Genomic DNA, 14,331 nt, shown 5'->3' with positions numbered 1-14,331 from the left:
CCCGGTAGAGTAACTTCCGTACTGTGCGGGTCAGCCCGGGGATCTGCAACGCTTTCGGCGCTGTCAGCGGGAATTCACTTACGGGAGCTCTCCCGCCCGTCGCGGCGGCATTGAAAATGCCTTGCTCCCGTTGGGCCGGGCGCCGCGCGCTGCGCGGCGGGTGCCGATCCGAGAATAAGGCACACTGCTGCGCCGTGCGCAGCACGGCGCCAGGCCCACCCCCGGAAGGGCATTCCAAGAATGCGCAATGGGGGGGCGGGAGGGCCGCCGGTTAGTTAGCCTGAATAACCGCCGCCACTTTGCGGCCGATCTCGCCGCTGGCCTTGACAGACGGGTGGATCATGTCGAGCGAGTGATAGGAGCGGTCGCCATAGGGCACCATGTCCTTGTTGGACACGAAATGGATACCCTCGTCCAAAGCAGCCATCCGCCCAATGCGGGTTTCCAGTTCGTTGCCTTCGTCGCGGCAATGCTCGATCAGCGAGCCGACACCGGGGCTGCGCAGGTATCCAACGTAAATCACCTGGGCACCGGTTGCGCGCAATTCGGACAGCATGCTGGGGATGGCGCCCTGGCGCCCATCGTCCGAGATAAGCTTGTCCATCTTGCGGTCGCAAGCGAAGCAGCCGCAGCCGAGCCACAGGTCATTGCCGCCGCCATTCACGATCACCCAGTCCCAATTGCCGGGCTTGTACTGCTTGCGGATATTCATCCCGGCCGCGCCGGAAATCGGCAGCTTGTAGATGACCCGCGCCGCTGAGACTGAGCGGTCCACCACCGGCTCCTGCAGTTCGCGGGCTACAGTGTCAGCCACGGATTTGCCGGAAAGGCTGTGCCAGGCCAAAAGAGAATCCCCCATCGCTAGAATACGGGACGGGTTCTCTGGCTGCACCGAAGCTGTGCAGCCGGAGAGCAGCAGAAAAACAGGTAAAAGGAGGCAGCGGAAGAGTGTCATGGACACTTGTTAACCACAAATTGTTAAGGATCGAATAACCTAGATTGGAAACAGTCCTATTCCTCTCATTGGTTGCGGAGATAACGCATCCAACTCGGCGTCAGTACCGCAAAACAAGAACCCGGCGCGAACGCCGGGCTTGAGCGGGAGTGCTCCCGGATTACGCTGCTATCAAGCCGTCAGCCCAGCAGCCGGCGGGCGATGACTTGGGCCTGAATTTCTGCGGCACCTTCGAAGATGTTCAAAATCCGGGCATCGCACAGCACGCGGGAGATCTTGTATTCCATCGCAAAGCCGTTGCCGCCGTGAATCTGCAGGCCGTTGTCGGCCGCGGCCCAGGCCACCCGTGCGCCCAAAAGCTTGGCCATGCCGGCCTCCAGGTCGCAGCGGTGGCCGTGATCCTTTTCCCAGGCCGAGAAATAGGTGAGCTGGCGGGCGATCATGATCTCCACCGCCATCATCGCCAGCTTGCCGGAGACGCGCGGGAAATTGATCAAAGATTTGCCGAACTGCTTGCGCTCCTGCGCGTATTGCATGGCAATGTCCAGCGCCGACTGCGCCACGCCGACGGCGCGGGCTGCAGTCTGGATGCGGGCCGATTCAAAGGTCTCCATCAGCTGTTTGAAGCCCTTGTTCTCCTCACCGCCCAGCAGGTTCTCCTGCTTCACATGGAAGTTGTCGAAGCCCAGCTCGTATTCCTTCATGCCGCGGTAGCCCAGAACCTCGATCTCGCCGCCGGTCATGCCTTCGGTCGGGAAGGGGTGCTCATCCGTACCGGGCGTCTTCTCTGCCAGGAACATCGACAGCCCGCGATGGTCAGTGGTGTTGGGATCGGTGCGCGCCAGCAGCGTCATGACATGGGTGCGGGCGGCGTGTGTGATCCACGTTTTGTTGCCGGTGATCTTGTAATCACCGTTCTCGTCCTTCACCGCACGGGTGCGCAAGGAGCCGAGGTCGGAACCGGTGTTCGGCTCGGTGAACACGGCGGTGGGCAGGATCTCGGCGCTGGCCAGCTTGGGCAGCCAGTTGGCCTTCTGCTCGTCGGTGCCGCCGCACAGGATCAGCTCCGCGGCAATCTCCGACCGGGTGCCCAGCGAGCCGACACCGATATAGCCGCGCGACAGTTCTTCAGAGACCACCACCATTGAGGCCTTGGACAGGCCGAACCCGCCGTACTCCTCGGGTATGGTCAGGCCAAAGACGCCCATCTCGGCCAGTTCCTCAATCACCTCCATCGGGATCAGCTCATCCTTCAGGTGCCAGTCGTGGGCATTCGGCTCGACCTTCTCCACCGCATAGCGGCGGAACTGGTCGCGGATCATTTCCAGCTCTTCTTCCAGGCCGGAGCTGCCGAACATGGTGGCGCCGGCCTGTTCTTCCATCAGCTCAACCAGCCGGGAGCGGGCGGCCTGGCTGTTGCCCTGTTCGCACAGCGTCATCACTGCAGGCACCATCAGAGACCGCTGGGCGTCCTGCGACAGGCCCAGATCCTGCAGGCGGACGATCTCGCCCTGGTTCATCTGGATGCCGCCGTAGACCTGCCACAGGTACTCGCCAAAGCCGATTTGGTGGAGCAGCTGCTCCATCTCGCCGAACTTGCCCTCAGCCTGCAGCTTCTCAGCCCATTTCTGCATCTGGCGCAGGGAATAGACATAGGTTGCCAGCCACGACAGCCCGTGGGCGGCAACCTGGTTTTCCTCGATCAGCTTGCCGGAGACGCGGCCTTCGCTGCTCACCATTTCCTTCACAGAGGCTCGCGCGGCCTCAAGCAGCTGGTCCAGTGGTTCCAGCGCTGCGCCGGTCAGCGCCAGCAGGTCGGGAATGAGAGTCGGTTTCATATGCAAGTCCTGTCCGTCGTGGGCCATGAATCAGATCCTTCTTCGGTCGCCTGGTGGTAAATCATTTTGCAGGTGCAGCGCAACAAAAATACCCGCATGTGCGTCATTTGGATCAAAAATTGCGCCTCCATTTTGCCGGTGCAGCGCCACCTGTTTGTGGTAGAGCGGAGGGATGACGGCATTGTTTTCATTTCTTTCCCCAGCTGAACTGGCAGCGGCTTTTGGCATCGCGCTGCTGGCGGGTACGGTTAAAGGCTTGGTTGGCTTTGCCATGCCGATGATTCTTATCTCGGGCCTCAGCATGTTCCTGGCGCCAGACCTGGCGCTGGCGGGACTGATCCTGCCCACATTGGTCACCAACGGGATGCAAGCTCTGAGGCAGGGGCCGGGCGCAGCTATGGCCTCGATCCGCAAGTTCCGTGTGTTCCTTCTGATCGGCTTGGTCTGCCTGCTTCTAAGCGCCCAAATGGTACGTCTCCTGCCGCAGCAGGTACTGCTGTTGGTGATCGGAGTGCCGGTCACGGCCTTTGCCTGTATCCAGTTAATGGGAAAGGTGTTCTCCATTACAAACCCCACTCGCCGCACTGAGGCGGTTGTCGGTGGCGTGGCCGGGCTGATCGGTGGCGTCTCAGGTGTTTGGGGGCCGCCAACCGTGGCCTATCTCACCGCGTTAAACACGGAAAAGACAGAGCAGATCCGGGTGCAGGGGGTAATCTATGGTCTCGGCGCCATAGCTCTTTTGGTCGCTCATGTCGGCTCTGGCGTGATGCGGGCCGAAACCGCTCCGTTCTCGCTGGCGCTGATTGTACCTGCGGTGGCGGGAATGTGGATTGGCGGGCGGTTGCATGACAGGATCGACCAGATGCTGTTCCGGCGGGTAACGCTGGTGGTGCTGCTGATTGCAGGACTGAACCTGCTGCGCCGCGGGTTGTTGATGTAGGCAAGGCGCAGGCGGGAGGGATAATGTCACAAACGTTCAGTGCCCAGCAACTTGCAACGGGCTCTATCCTGATTGCGCTGGCGGTTATGGGGCTGAAGACTGCGGCCTGGATGATGACCGGCTCGGTAGCGCTCTTGTCGGATGCCTTGGAGTCGCTGGTGAACATCGGCGGCGCGGTGATGGCTTGGTTTGCCGTGCGCTATGCCCAGCGGCCGCCGGATGCAGGACACCCCTATGGCCACCACAAGGCCGAGTATTTCTCGGCCGTGGCGGAGGGTATCATGATCGTGATCGCCGCGCTGGTGATCGTGCATGAGGCCGTGAATGCCCTGACCCGGCCCGAGATGGCGGATTGGAGCCCCGCGGGTCTGCTGGTCAATGCGCTGGCGATGGCGGTGAACCTTGCTTGGGCGCGGGTGCTGCTGCGGGCGGGCGGAAAGCTGCGCTCTCCGGCACTGTCGGCAGGCGGGCGGCATCTGATGAGCGATGTCTGGACCTCAGCAGGGGTACTGGCGGGGCTGCTTCTGGCACTGGCCAGCGGTTGGGCCATCCTTGATCCGCTGCTGGCGCTGCTGGTTGCAGTCAACATCCTGAGGGAGGGATGGCGGGTGATCGCTTCGTCCGTCAACGGGCTGATGGACATGGCGGCGCCTGAAGGTGAACGCGCCCGGATCGAGGAGATCATTCACCGAAGTGCTAATGGCGCGATGCAGGTCCATGGGCTCAAGACCCGCCGCGCCGGCCGCGCCCTGTTCGTCGAGTTTCATATGGTGGTTGATGGTGCCATGTCCGTGCAGGCTGCGCATGACATCTGTGACCGGGTAGAGGCTGCATTGAAGGACGCGCTCCCGGATGCGGATGTGGTGATTCACGTGGAGCCGGAGCACAAGCTGGAGCCCGCCGGGATCAAGCCGCGCTGAAGCGTTTGCAATTCCACGCGGCCTCCCGTTTAAGCACTGCCAGACAGGCAAAGGAGCAGGCACATGGCGATGGAGTGGAACAGGCTGCTGAGCCCCGGGCGGCTGTGCCGGCCGGAGTATGGCGAGAAAGCGGGCCGTCCGGCCTATCTGCAGGATTACGACCGGATCCTGTTCTCTGAGCCATTCCGCCGTTTGGCTCAGAAAACCCAGGTGCACCCGCTGCATGACCATGACCACGTGCACCACCGGATGATCCACAGCATGGAAACGGCCAGCGTGGGCCGTTCTTTGGGGGCAGGCGTGGGGGCTGCGCTGGTGGAACGCGGCAGCCTGCAGGCGGAGCAGGTCGCACGGCTGGCAGGCCACGTCGAGGCCGCTTGCCTGGTGCATGATATCGGCAATCCGCCGTTTGGCCATTCAGGCGAGGACAGCATCGGCGACTGGTTCGCAGCCCAGTTCCGGTCCGGCCGCGGCATCGCAGCACAAGTGCCGCAGCACCTGCGCGCCGAGTTCGAGCATTTCGAGGGCAACGCGCAAGGCTTCCGTATCGTCGGGCGCTTGGAATACGCTCAGCAGCAGGGCGGGCTGCGGCTCAGCTATGCGACACTGGGTGCTTTCATGAAGTATCCCTGCACCCGTCTGGTGCGGGATGAAGCTGTGGGAGCCGGCAAGGCGCCCTATGTCGGCCTCAAGAAATTCGGGGTATTCAACTCCGACGCAGAGCTGTTCGAAGAAACCGCCGATGCGCTGGGCCTGCCCGCTGAGCCCGGAGGCTGGAGGCGGCGGCATCCTTTGGCCTTTCTGGTCGAGGCGGCGGATGACATCTGCTATCGCATACTTGATATCGAGGACGCTGCCAGCGTTGGCGACCTGGACCGCGCCGAGGTTGCCGAGGCCCTTGAGGGGATTGTCGGGAAACCGAATGAGGACCGCGGCCTGCCGATGCGCGACCGTATCGGGTTGCTGCGTGCCTTTGCAATTGGCCAGTCCATTGACGCCGCCGTAGAGGCATTTATCGAAAACTATGACGCCATCATGATGGGCGAGTTCAACGAAGGGCTGATGGAAGTGTCCTCCAAAGCGCAGGCCTTTGCCCGGCTGAAAGAACTGTCTGAGCAGCGGATCTTTGTTGCCCGCCGCAAGACCGAGCTGGAGATTACCGGGCGCCAAGTACTGCACTCGGTGCTGGACCAATTCCAGGGCCTATATGAGGACCTGTGTGCGTGCGGCTGGGACGCAGAGGAACTGAAAGCCCGTCATGGTTACTGGGCCAAGCTGATCCGCGCTGTGGATCTGGACCTGCGCGGGGTGGAGGACGCCTACACCGCGATGCATTCGCTGGCCGATTTCGTCTCTGGCATGACCGACCGCTATGCGCTCAAGGTGCGGGACATGGTTACGGGGGCGGTGGCCCGCTAACCGGCCTCTGCCTCGCTGGCCGCCTCCCGTGCCTCATCGCGCTTGCGCTGGGCCATCGTGTCGGTGATGCGGCTGGCCCAGCGGTTGTTCTCATCCGCCAGCGCCTTGATCTCCCGGGCGAGGTAGGCAAAGCCCAAGCCTGCCTTGCCTGCCCGTGCGGCCTCGATCCCGGCGTTGATCGCCAGGATGGACAGCTTCTGAACGGACCGCAGAATGTTCTCAGCCAAGTTAATGATCTCGGCGTTGGCCTCCTCAGTCCGGTTCAGTGTTTCCTGCAGTTCCATGCGCAGGTTGACCTCAGCTGATGCATCTACCACCAGCCCTTCGAGATAGACCATCTCACCGCTGTCGTCGTAGACCGCGTTGCCGCGCTCTCGCACCCAGGCGTCCGAGCCGTCGGGACGGCTCAGGCGGTAGGCGACATCCCAGTTCTCCTTTGCTTCGATGGCAGCGTCCACATCGGCAAAGACACGGTCGATGTCTTCGGCATGAGTCAAATCAACGTAGGACACCTTGGCATTTCCAAGAATGTCCGATTTCGGGCAGCCGCAAAGTTTTTCGACCTGCCCGGCCATGAACTTCATCGTGAAGGTCTCGTCATTGGCACAGCGGTACACAAAGGCGCTGCCGGTGCTGAAAATGCTGTTGAAAACCTTCAAGGCCTCTTTATCCATCTCGCCCTCCCCGATGTGGCGCAAAAATCAGTAAAACAGCCGCAAAGTCGCGCTTGCGGAAGGTTTGCGCTGGAAGGGTTAAAGAATGGTTTATTGGAAAATAAATTTCCTGAAATGAAAAACCCCGGCGAAAAGGCCGGGGTTTTCTTTACTCAGAGGAATTCGGACGGCATCAGCCGATGGCAGCCGCTTTCACGTCCTCGTCGATGAACGGCAGATACTGCTCGAAATTGTCGGAGAACATCTGCACCAGCTTGGCGGCCTGACGGTCATAGGCTTCCTGATCATCCCAGGTGCGGCGCGGGTCGAGCAGCACCTCCGGCACACCCGGCACGGTGACCGGCACGTCAAAGCCGAAGTTGCCGTCCTTGCGGAACTCGGCCTCGGCCAGCGAGCCGTCGAGAGCTGCGGTCAGCAGCGCGCGGGTCGCTTTGATCGGCATCCGCGAGCCAACGCCATAGGCACCGCCGGTCCAGCCGGTGTTCACCAGCCAGCAGGTCGCGCCGTGCTGGGCGATCTTTTCGCGCAGCAGGTTGCCGTAGACCTCAGGACGGCGCGGCATGAAGGGGGCGCCGAAGCAGGTGGAGAAAGTCGGTTCCGGCTCGGTCACGCCGCGCTCGGTTCCGGCCACCTTGGAGGTGAAACCCGACAGGAAGTGGTACATCGCCTGGGCCGGGGTCAGCCGCGAGATCGGAGGCAGAACGCCGAACGCATCACAGGTCAGCATGATGATGTTCTTGGGGTGGCCGCCGCGTGCGCTGGCCGATGCATTGGAGATGTAATGCAGCGGGTAGGCGCAGCGCATGTTGGCGGTCAGGCTGTCGTCGTTGAAATCCAGCTCTTTGGTTTCCTCGTCGAACACCATGTTCTCGATCACGGTGCCGAACTTGGAGGTGGTGGCATAGATTTCCGGCTCTGCCTCTGGGTTCAGATTGATGGTCTTGGCATAGCAGCCGCCTTCAAAGTTGAAGGTGCCGTTGTCGGCCCAGCCATGCTCGTCATCACCGATCAGCACGCGGTCCGGGTCAGCAGACAGGGTGGTCTTGCCAGTGCCAGAGAGGCCAAAGAACACGGCAGTGTCGACCGGGTTGCCCTTGGCGTGGTTGGCAGAGCAGTGCATCGGCATGATGCCTTTTTCCGGCAGCAGGTAGTTCAGCAGGGTGAACACCGATTTCTTGTTCTCGCCCGCATATTCGGTGCCGCCGATCAGGATCATCTTCTTGTCGAAGTTCATCGCGATGATGGTTTCGGAACGGCAGTCGTGCCGCTTGGGGTCAGCTTTGAAGCTCGGGCAGTTGATGACGGTGAAGTCTGCGATGAAATCATCCAGGTCTTCGCGGTCCGGACGGCGCAGCATGGTGCGGATGAACAGGTTGTGCCAGGCCAGCTCAGTCACCATGCGGACATTAATCGCATGCGCCGGGTCGGCACCGCCCACCAGGTCCTGGACGTAGTAGTCCTTGCCTTTCATGTGCTCCAGCATGTCGGCGTACAGCGCGTCAAAGCCTTCGGCGCTCATCGCGGCATTGTTATCCCACCAGATGGTGTCGCGCACGCTGTCGGTTTTCACGACATGTTTATCTTTGGGCGACCGGCCGGTGAATTTGCCGGTGGTGACCAGGAAGGCGCCGCCATTGCCCAGCGTGCCTTCGCCGCGCTTCAGCGCGGCTTCGATCAGCGCCGGCTCCATGAAGTTGTAATAGACATTTCCCAGGCCCTCGATGCCCTGATCTTCGAGGCGGAATTGCGGGTTAACCCGTCCAGATGTCATGCGTTTTTTCTCCTGTGGCGGCGCGGGCGGCACGCAGGCTGCGCGGCTGCGCCATTGGGGCAATAGAAAACGGCATCGCTGCCGGTGGCGCGGTCTTAACATGGCGTTTCAGGCGGTGAACAGGCCGGCATCCCCTAGTTAGCGCCACCAAGGCAATGTTTAGCGCAACCATTATTTGCAAAGGGGAAAACCGCCCGCTTGTTCAGCAGACGCTAAGGTATTTTTGCCCCAATGGAACCCAAAGATCGCCGCGATTCTTCAATTGGGATTGATTCGGCGGATCATAACGGCGATGAAAGTGGTAAAAACATAACAGAGAACAGAGCAGATTAGGGGCAATTCCAATGTCAAAGATTGCTTTGGTGGACGATGACAGGAATATCCTGACATCGGTTTCCATGACGCTTGAGGCCGAGGGCTTTGAGGTCGAAACCTATAATGACGGCCAGGCGGCACTGGACGCGTTCAACAAGAAGCTGCCCGATATGGCGGTGCTGGACATCAAGATGCCGCGCATGGATGGCATGGACCTGCTGCAGCGGCTGCGGCAGAAAACCCAGATGCCGGTGATCTTCCTCACGTCCAAGGATGATGAGATCGATGAGGTGCTGGGATTGCGGATGGGCGCTGACGACTATGTCAAGAAGCCGTTTTCGCAACGTCTGCTGGTCGAACGGATCCGCGCTCTGCTGCGCCGGCAGGAGGCGATCAGCAGTGATGCTGCCGGCAGCAGCAGTCCTGAGACAAAGGTCATGGAGCGGGGTAATCTGCGGATGGACCCGCTGCGGCATGCAGTCAGCTGGAAAGGCAAGGATGTGTCGCTGACGGTGACCGAATTCCTGTTGCTGCAGGCGCTGGCCCAGCGTCCGGGCTTTGTCAAAAGCCGCGACCAGCTGATGGATGTGGCCTATGATGACCAGGTGTATGTGGACGACCGCACCATCGACAGCCATATCAAGCGCCTGCGGAAGAAAATGCGCAGCGCGGACTCGGAATTTGCGGCAATCGAAACTCTTTATGGAATCGGTTACCGTTATAATGAAGAATAAGCGGCACGTTTGAGCGGGGCGGTTTGCCCCCGGCCGGAGGAGTGGGCGCGTATGCGCGATACCAGCATAGTGCAACGTCAGCAGGACGGCGATGTTGTTCTGGGGGAGGATTGGGTCACCCCAGAGCAATCCGTCACGCGTGAAATGCAGGTCAGCCGCGCGCGCCGCAGCTTGCTGTCGCTTAAGGGTTCGCCGCTGACCCGCAAGATCATCACATTCAACCTAATCGCGCTGATCATTCTGGTCACTGGCATCTTGTACCTCAATTCCTCGCGTCAGAGCCTTGTACAGCAGCGCGCGGGCACGCTGGTTTCTGAAGCAATGCTTGCGGCGGATGTGTTCGAGGCGGAAATGCCGGCCGCAGGGGCGGTCAGCTTTGCCGCCGGTGATGGCATCCAGGCCGGGGACACGCTGGCCCGGCTCAGCCTTCGCGGCGGGGTCGAAGCATTTGTTTTCGACACCACCGGCAATCTTATTTCCAGCATCAAGGGGGTCGACCGCAGTGACGCCCTGAATGTGTTGAATGACAGTGGCACGAACAGAACGCTGATAAGCGATGCGCTGTCTGCACTCTGGGGTCTCGCTGATGGCGACGGCACGCCTGCCGCCGCAGCGGGCGGTCATAGCCCGTCGCTTGAAACGCGGCTGGGTGGTCTGGTCGACCGGGCCATGAATGGCGGCACGGGTGTCGAAACCGTCGTGGATACAGGCGGCAGCCGGGTAATCTCCGCCGCTACGCCCATTATGCATAACGGCAAGGCTGTCGGCGTGATTGCGTTGACGTCTCCCACCGGCGAAGTGGACGCGCTGGTGCGCGGAGAGCAGGAGCGGGTGCTGCAGATGTTTGTAGTTGCGCTGCTCGTTTCGGTCGGTCTCAGCCTGGTGCTGGCCTCTACGATCGCCAATCCGCTGGCCGATTTGGCCGAGGCGGCTGAGCTGGGCCGCGAACGCGGAAGCCGCAAGTCCAGTCCGGGAAGGATCCGTATTCCCGACCTCTCCGCCCGCCCGGATGAGATTGGCCGCCTCAGCCGCGCTTTGCGCGGCATGGTCAAGGCGCTCTATTCCCGCATCGACAGCAATGAACAGTTCGCTGCTGATGTAGCGCATGAGATTAAGAACCCCCTTGCCAGCCTGCAATCAGCCGTCGGCACGCTGCGCATGGTCAAACGCGACGATCAGCGCGAGAAGCTGATGGATGTGATCGAGCATGACGTGCGCCGGCTTGACCGGCTGGTCAGCGACATTTCCAACGCTTCGCGGCTGGATGCCGAGCTGGTCAAGGAAGAGGAAGAGGATTTCGACCTCCTGGCCATGCTGGGCAACCTGAACCAGTATCTGGGCGAAGACGCACGTGCCAAAGGGATCGACTACATTACGGACTTGCCCGCCCAGCCCATCCAGCTGCAGGGGCTGGAAGCGCGGCTGGCGCAGGTTTTTGTAAACCTGATTACCAATGCGATTTCCTTCTGCGAGGAAGGCGATGCCATTCGCGTCTGGGCCCGCCGCCGCGCCAACCGGGTGCTGGTGGTGGTCGAGGATACCGGACCCGGCATCCCGGACCAGGCGCTCTCCAAGATCTTCAAACGGTTTTACTCGCAGCGCCCGGTGGAGCATTTCGGCAACAACTCCGGGCTGGGCCTGGCGATCTCCAAGCAGATTGTCGAGGCGCACGGCGGCGTGATCTGGGCCGAGAACATCCGTCCGACTGAGGCCGATGTCACCTCTGAACCACTGGGCGCGCGTTTTGTGGTTGGTCTGCCGGTGTAACCATGTCTGATACGGAAAGCCTTATCCTGCATGCCTCCTGCGTTGCGCTGGAGGGGCGGGGGCTTTTGATTACCGGTACGTCCGGCCAGGGCAAGTCGGCCCTGGCGTTGCAGCTGATGGCTTATGGTGCTCAGTTGGTCGCCGATGACCGGGTGCTGCTGCAACCGCTGCACGGACAGGTGGTCGCCAGCGCGCCGGAGCCGATCCGCGGCATGGTAGAGGCCCGCTGCATGGGCCTCCTTCACGCGCAAATCCGCAGCCCTGTCCCTGTCGTGGCACTGGTGGACCTGGACGAAACGGAAACCGAACGGTTGCCGGTACGCCAGACCACGCGGCTGCTGGAGCAGGAGGTGGTCCGCCTGAAGCGCGTGGATGCCCCGCATTTCGCCCCGGCGCTGATGCAATTCCTCAGATGCGGAGCCTTGAATCCCGATGCCTGATCCCGACAAAAAGGCGGTGCCGGCTGTCTTGGTGACCGGTCCTTCGGGCGCGGGCCGGACCACTGCGATCAACGTGTTGGAGGATCTCGGTTTCGAGGCTATCGACAACCTGCCGCTGCGGCTGCTGCCCGGCTTGATTGATGCTGCTGCGGAGCCGCGGCCGGTAGCGCTGGGGCTGGACAGCCGCAACCGGGATTTCTCGCCGAGGGCGCTGCTGGATGTGATCGACATGCTGGCCGGGCGCCGGGAGGTCGAGCTGACCGTGCTCTATCTCGATTCGCAGCCCGACGTGCTGCTGCGCCGCTTTTCCGAGACCCGCCGCCGCCACCCTCTGGCCCCGGCAGAATCACCGGGAGAGGGTGTGCGCCGGGAGCTTGATTTGATGGCGCCGATCCGCGACCGCGCCGACATCCTGCTCGACACTTCAGAGATGAATGTCCATCAGCTGAAGGCGGAGATCGAACGCTGGTTCGCACCGGAGGGCAGGGCACTGGCGCTGTCCGTGCAGAGCTTCTCGTATAAGCGCGGGGTGCCGCACGGAATCGACATGGTGTTCGACTGCAGGTTTCTGACGAACCCTTATTGGGAGCCGTCGCTGCGGCAGCTGAGTGGCCAGGACCCGGCCGTTCAGGACTACGTCAGGGAAGATCCATTGTACGAGCCGTTCTTTACCCGGGTGCTGGACCTTACGCGCCTGTTGCTGCCGGCCTACCGGCAAGAGGGAAAATCGCATTTCTCCATCGCCTTCGGCTGCACGGGAGGCCAGCATAGATCGGTCACAATGGCGGAAACCCTGGCCAAGGCCCTTGCAGAAGACGGCCAGCAAGTGTCAATTAGACACCGCGAGCTGCAAGGCCAGCAAAAGAATTGAGAGGCCGGGTTGATCGGGATCGTGATCGTAGCACATGGCGGGCTGGCAAGGGAGTACCTGGCCGCCGTGGAACATGTAGTTGGGCCGCAGCCCAGCCTGGTGGCCATCGCCATCGGCCCTGATGACGACCGGGCGGCCAAGCAGGACGAGATCTGCGCTGCCGCGAATGAGGTCGACACCGGAGGCGGTGTTGTCGTCGTGACAGACCTGTTCGGCGGTTCTCCCTCCAATCTCAGTCTCAAGGCATGCGCACCGCCTGACCGCCGGATTCTCTACGGCGCCAACCTGCCAATGCTCATCAAACTGGCAAAATCCCGCCACTTGCCGGTGGCCGACGCGGTCCGGCAAGCCATGGAGGCCGGGCGCAAGTATATCAACGCGCAAAACGTAAACCCTGACGGGGAGCAGGCATACTAAATGGCTCTGAAGACGCTGAAAATCATCAATGAAAAAGGGCTGCACGCCCGGGCCTCGGCCAAGCTGGTGGAGGTGGTCGAAGGGTTTGACGCCTCGGCTGAGGTGATAAAGGACGGGCTGTCCGCCTCCGGTGACAGCATTATGGGCCTTTTGATGTTGGCAGCTTCGAAAGGAACGACTATTGACGTCGAGACTTCGGGGCCCGATGCTGATGCGCTGGCGCATGCGCTGGAGGCCCTGGTGGCCGATAAGTTCGGCGAGGGCTACTAGGCCCGCGCCGGCAGCGGAACGGGAAGAACACATTGGCGGATACCGCACACGACAGGAACACCGGCATCGCATCGGATACCGCTAATCAGACGGGCGAGGTCTATGACCGCCGCACGCTGACCTATGCCAACTCCTTTGATGACCGCTGGACCTCCTTGGCGATCAAGACCATCGAATGGCTGACCGGCAAGCTGACGATCCTGCGCATGGTCAGCAAGTTCGAGAAGAACAACGCCGAATACCGCGGCCAGAAGTTCTGGCGCGGAGCGCTCAACACCATGGGCATCGACCTGGAGACGCCGCAGGAGCAGATCGATAATATCCCTGCCGACGGGCCGGTGGTGATCGTCGCCAACCACCCGCATGGGATGGTCGACGGCATGATTTTCGCTGACCTGATCGGCCGCCGCCGCCTGGACTACCGGATCCTGACCCGCTCGGTGCTGACCGGACTGGACGAGGCCGCGACCTCCTTCATGATTCCGGTGCCCTTCCCGCATGACCCCGAAGCGCAGCGCAAGATGGTCGATATGCGGGCCAAGACCATGGCCTTCCTTAAGGAGGGAGGCGCCGTTGCCCTGTTTCCGTCCGGCGTGGTGATGTCGTCCGACAGCTGGTTCGGCCCTGCCGTTGAGCGGGAATGGAACGTGTTTACCGCCCAGCTGATCCGGCGCTCCGGCGCGCGGGTGGTTCCGATCTACTTCCCAGGCTCGAATTCGCGCTGGTACCAGATCGCCTGCCAGATCTCTCCCATCCTGCGCCAGGGCCTCCTGCTGCATGAAATCGTGCGCTCCTGCAACAAGCCGCAGGCGCCGGTGGTCGGCAAGCCGCTCACCGATGAGCAGATGGAAAAGCTGCACAGCGACCCGCGCGGTTTCATGGCCTGGCTGCGCGAGCACACGCTCAATCTCGGCAAAGAAGGCTGACATGCAGGCGTGACGCGGGTCCGCCTCTTCATCTGGCTGAAAATATCCCGGGGGTGAATTGGCCGCCAGGCCAA

At 61.6% G+C, this 14,331-nt stretch carries 14 protein-coding genes; 10 read left to right on the top strand and 4 right to left on the bottom strand.

What is annotated here, in order from left to right:
- Nucleotides 1–271: 271 nt before the first annotated feature.
- Nucleotides 272–859, bottom strand: coding sequence for an SGNH/GDSL hydrolase family protein (locus AC4HIX_RS16935; RefSeq protein WP_490399888.1), 588 nt, complete (start codon nucleotides 857–859; stop codon nucleotides 272–274).
- A gap of 275 nt (nucleotides 860–1,134) precedes the next feature.
- A complete protein-coding gene (locus AC4HIX_RS16930; RefSeq protein ID WP_490399833.1) occupies nucleotides 1,135–2,820 on the bottom strand; it encodes an acyl-CoA dehydrogenase family protein in 1,686 nt (561 codons plus the stop codon).
- Between the two features lie 145 nt (nucleotides 2,821–2,965).
- Here AC4HIX_RS16930 and AC4HIX_RS16925 point away from each other — a divergent pair, with 145 nt between their 5' ends.
- The 3 genes from AC4HIX_RS16925 to dgt all read left to right on the top strand — a co-directional run bounded on the left by AC4HIX_RS16925 (nucleotide 2,966) and on the right by dgt (nucleotide 6,072).
- Complete coding sequence (locus tag AC4HIX_RS16925; protein WP_490399832.1) at nucleotides 2,966–3,733, top strand: sulfite exporter TauE/SafE family protein; 768 nt, start codon at nucleotides 2,966–2,968, stop codon at nucleotides 3,731–3,733.
- Between the two features lie 23 nt (nucleotides 3,734–3,756).
- Nucleotides 3,757–4,653, top strand: coding sequence for a cation diffusion facilitator family transporter (locus AC4HIX_RS16920; protein ID WP_490399831.1), 897 nt, complete (start codon nucleotides 3,757–3,759; stop codon nucleotides 4,651–4,653).
- Between the two features lie 63 nt (nucleotides 4,654–4,716).
- The gene (dgt, locus tag AC4HIX_RS16915) at nucleotides 4,717–6,072 is read left to right on the top strand and encodes a dGTP triphosphohydrolase (RefSeq protein ID WP_490399830.1); all 1,356 of its coding nucleotides are present in this window, start codon (nucleotides 4,717–4,719) and stop codon (nucleotides 6,070–6,072) included.
- Here dgt and AC4HIX_RS16910 read toward each other — a convergent pair.
- Both AC4HIX_RS16910 and AC4HIX_RS16905 read right to left on the bottom strand, forming a co-directional pair.
- Nucleotides 6,069–6,746 carry a methyl-accepting chemotaxis protein gene (locus AC4HIX_RS16910; RefSeq protein WP_490399829.1) on the bottom strand — a complete coding sequence of 226 codons (678 nt, stop codon included), beginning with the start codon at nucleotides 6,744–6,746 and terminating at the stop codon, nucleotides 6,069–6,071. The two genes, dgt and AC4HIX_RS16910, sit on opposite strands and share 4 nt — an antisense overlap.
- A 172-nt stretch (nucleotides 6,747–6,918) precedes the next feature.
- Nucleotides 6,919–8,517 (bottom strand): phosphoenolpyruvate carboxykinase, encoded by a 1,599-nt coding sequence (locus AC4HIX_RS16905; RefSeq protein WP_475049233.1) that lies wholly within the window; start codon nucleotides 8,515–8,517, stop codon nucleotides 6,919–6,921.
- 344 nt (nucleotides 8,518–8,861) lie between these two features.
- Between AC4HIX_RS16905 and AC4HIX_RS16900 the strand changes: the two genes are divergently transcribed.
- The 7 genes from AC4HIX_RS16900 to AC4HIX_RS16870 are packed head-to-tail and all read left to right on the top strand — an operon-like array spanning nucleotide 8,862 to nucleotide 14,257.
- Nucleotides 8,862–9,566 (top strand): response regulator transcription factor, encoded by a 705-nt coding sequence (locus AC4HIX_RS16900; RefSeq protein ID WP_475049234.1) that lies wholly within the window; start codon nucleotides 8,862–8,864, stop codon nucleotides 9,564–9,566.
- Between the two features lie 51 nt (nucleotides 9,567–9,617).
- Nucleotides 9,618–11,333: a sensor histidine kinase gene (locus tag AC4HIX_RS16895; RefSeq protein WP_475049235.1), complete on the top strand. Its 1,716-nt coding sequence runs from the start codon at nucleotides 9,618–9,620 to the stop codon at nucleotides 11,331–11,333.
- Nucleotides 11,334–11,335: 2 nt separating this feature from the next.
- Nucleotides 11,336–11,773 (top strand): HPr kinase/phosphorylase, encoded by a 438-nt coding sequence (locus tag AC4HIX_RS16890; RefSeq protein WP_490399828.1) that lies wholly within the window; start codon nucleotides 11,336–11,338, stop codon nucleotides 11,771–11,773.
- Nucleotides 11,766–12,644: an RNase adapter RapZ gene (rapZ, locus tag AC4HIX_RS16885; RefSeq protein WP_475049239.1), complete on the top strand. Its 879-nt coding sequence runs from the start codon at nucleotides 11,766–11,768 to the stop codon at nucleotides 12,642–12,644. Before AC4HIX_RS16890 ends, rapZ begins: the two co-directional genes overlap by 8 nt.
- A 9-nt stretch (nucleotides 12,645–12,653) precedes the next feature.
- Nucleotides 12,654–13,061: a PTS sugar transporter subunit IIA gene (locus AC4HIX_RS16880; protein ID WP_475049241.1), complete on the top strand. Its 408-nt coding sequence runs from the start codon at nucleotides 12,654–12,656 to the stop codon at nucleotides 13,059–13,061.
- Complete coding sequence (locus tag AC4HIX_RS16875; RefSeq protein WP_027235562.1) at nucleotides 13,062–13,331, top strand: HPr family phosphocarrier protein; 270 nt, start codon at nucleotides 13,062–13,064, stop codon at nucleotides 13,329–13,331.
- A 32-nt stretch (nucleotides 13,332–13,363) separates the two neighbouring features.
- Nucleotides 13,364–14,257 carry a lysophospholipid acyltransferase family protein gene (locus AC4HIX_RS16870; RefSeq protein WP_490399827.1) on the top strand — a complete coding sequence of 298 codons (894 nt, stop codon included), beginning with the start codon at nucleotides 13,364–13,366 and terminating at the stop codon, nucleotides 14,255–14,257.
- Nucleotides 14,258–14,331 lie beyond the last annotated feature (74 nt).

It is taken from the genome of Leisingera sp. (assembly GCF_982940295.1).
Note: the sequence above shows the minus strand (reverse complement) of the source record. Positions and strands in the feature narration are given on the sequence as shown.

What these genes read in the sequence shown, in the direction of transcription:
- AC4HIX_RS16935 (WP_490399888.1), bottom strand. Translation starts at nt 859, where the DNA reads ATGGGGGATTCTCTTTTGGCCTGGCACAGCCTTTCCGGCAAATCCGTG.
- AC4HIX_RS16930 (WP_490399833.1), bottom strand. Translation starts at nt 2,820, where the DNA reads ATGGCCCACGACGGACAGGACTTGCATATGAAACCGACTCTCATTCCC.
- AC4HIX_RS16925 (WP_490399832.1), top strand. Translation starts at nt 2,966, where the DNA reads ATGACGGCATTGTTTTCATTTCTTTCCCCAGCTGAACTGGCAGCGGCT.
- AC4HIX_RS16920 (WP_490399831.1), top strand. Translation starts at nt 3,757, where the DNA reads ATGTCACAAACGTTCAGTGCCCAGCAACTTGCAACGGGCTCTATCCTG.
- dgt (WP_490399830.1), top strand. Translation starts at nt 4,717, where the DNA reads ATGGCGATGGAGTGGAACAGGCTGCTGAGCCCCGGGCGGCTGTGCCGG.
- AC4HIX_RS16910 (WP_490399829.1), bottom strand. Translation starts at nt 6,746, where the DNA reads ATGGATAAAGAGGCCTTGAAGGTTTTCAACAGCATTTTCAGCACCGGC.
- AC4HIX_RS16905 (WP_475049233.1), bottom strand. Translation starts at nt 8,517, where the DNA reads ATGACATCTGGACGGGTTAACCCGCAATTCCGCCTCGAAGATCAGGGC.
- AC4HIX_RS16900 (WP_475049234.1), top strand. Translation starts at nt 8,862, where the DNA reads ATGTCAAAGATTGCTTTGGTGGACGATGACAGGAATATCCTGACATCG.
- AC4HIX_RS16895 (WP_475049235.1), top strand. Translation starts at nt 9,618, where the DNA reads ATGCGCGATACCAGCATAGTGCAACGTCAGCAGGACGGCGATGTTGTT.
- AC4HIX_RS16890 (WP_490399828.1), top strand. Translation starts at nt 11,336, where the DNA reads ATGTCTGATACGGAAAGCCTTATCCTGCATGCCTCCTGCGTTGCGCTG.
- rapZ (WP_475049239.1), top strand. Translation starts at nt 11,766, where the DNA reads ATGCCTGATCCCGACAAAAAGGCGGTGCCGGCTGTCTTGGTGACCGGT.
- AC4HIX_RS16875 (WP_027235562.1), top strand. Translation starts at nt 13,062, where the DNA reads ATGGCTCTGAAGACGCTGAAAATCATCAATGAAAAAGGGCTGCACGCC.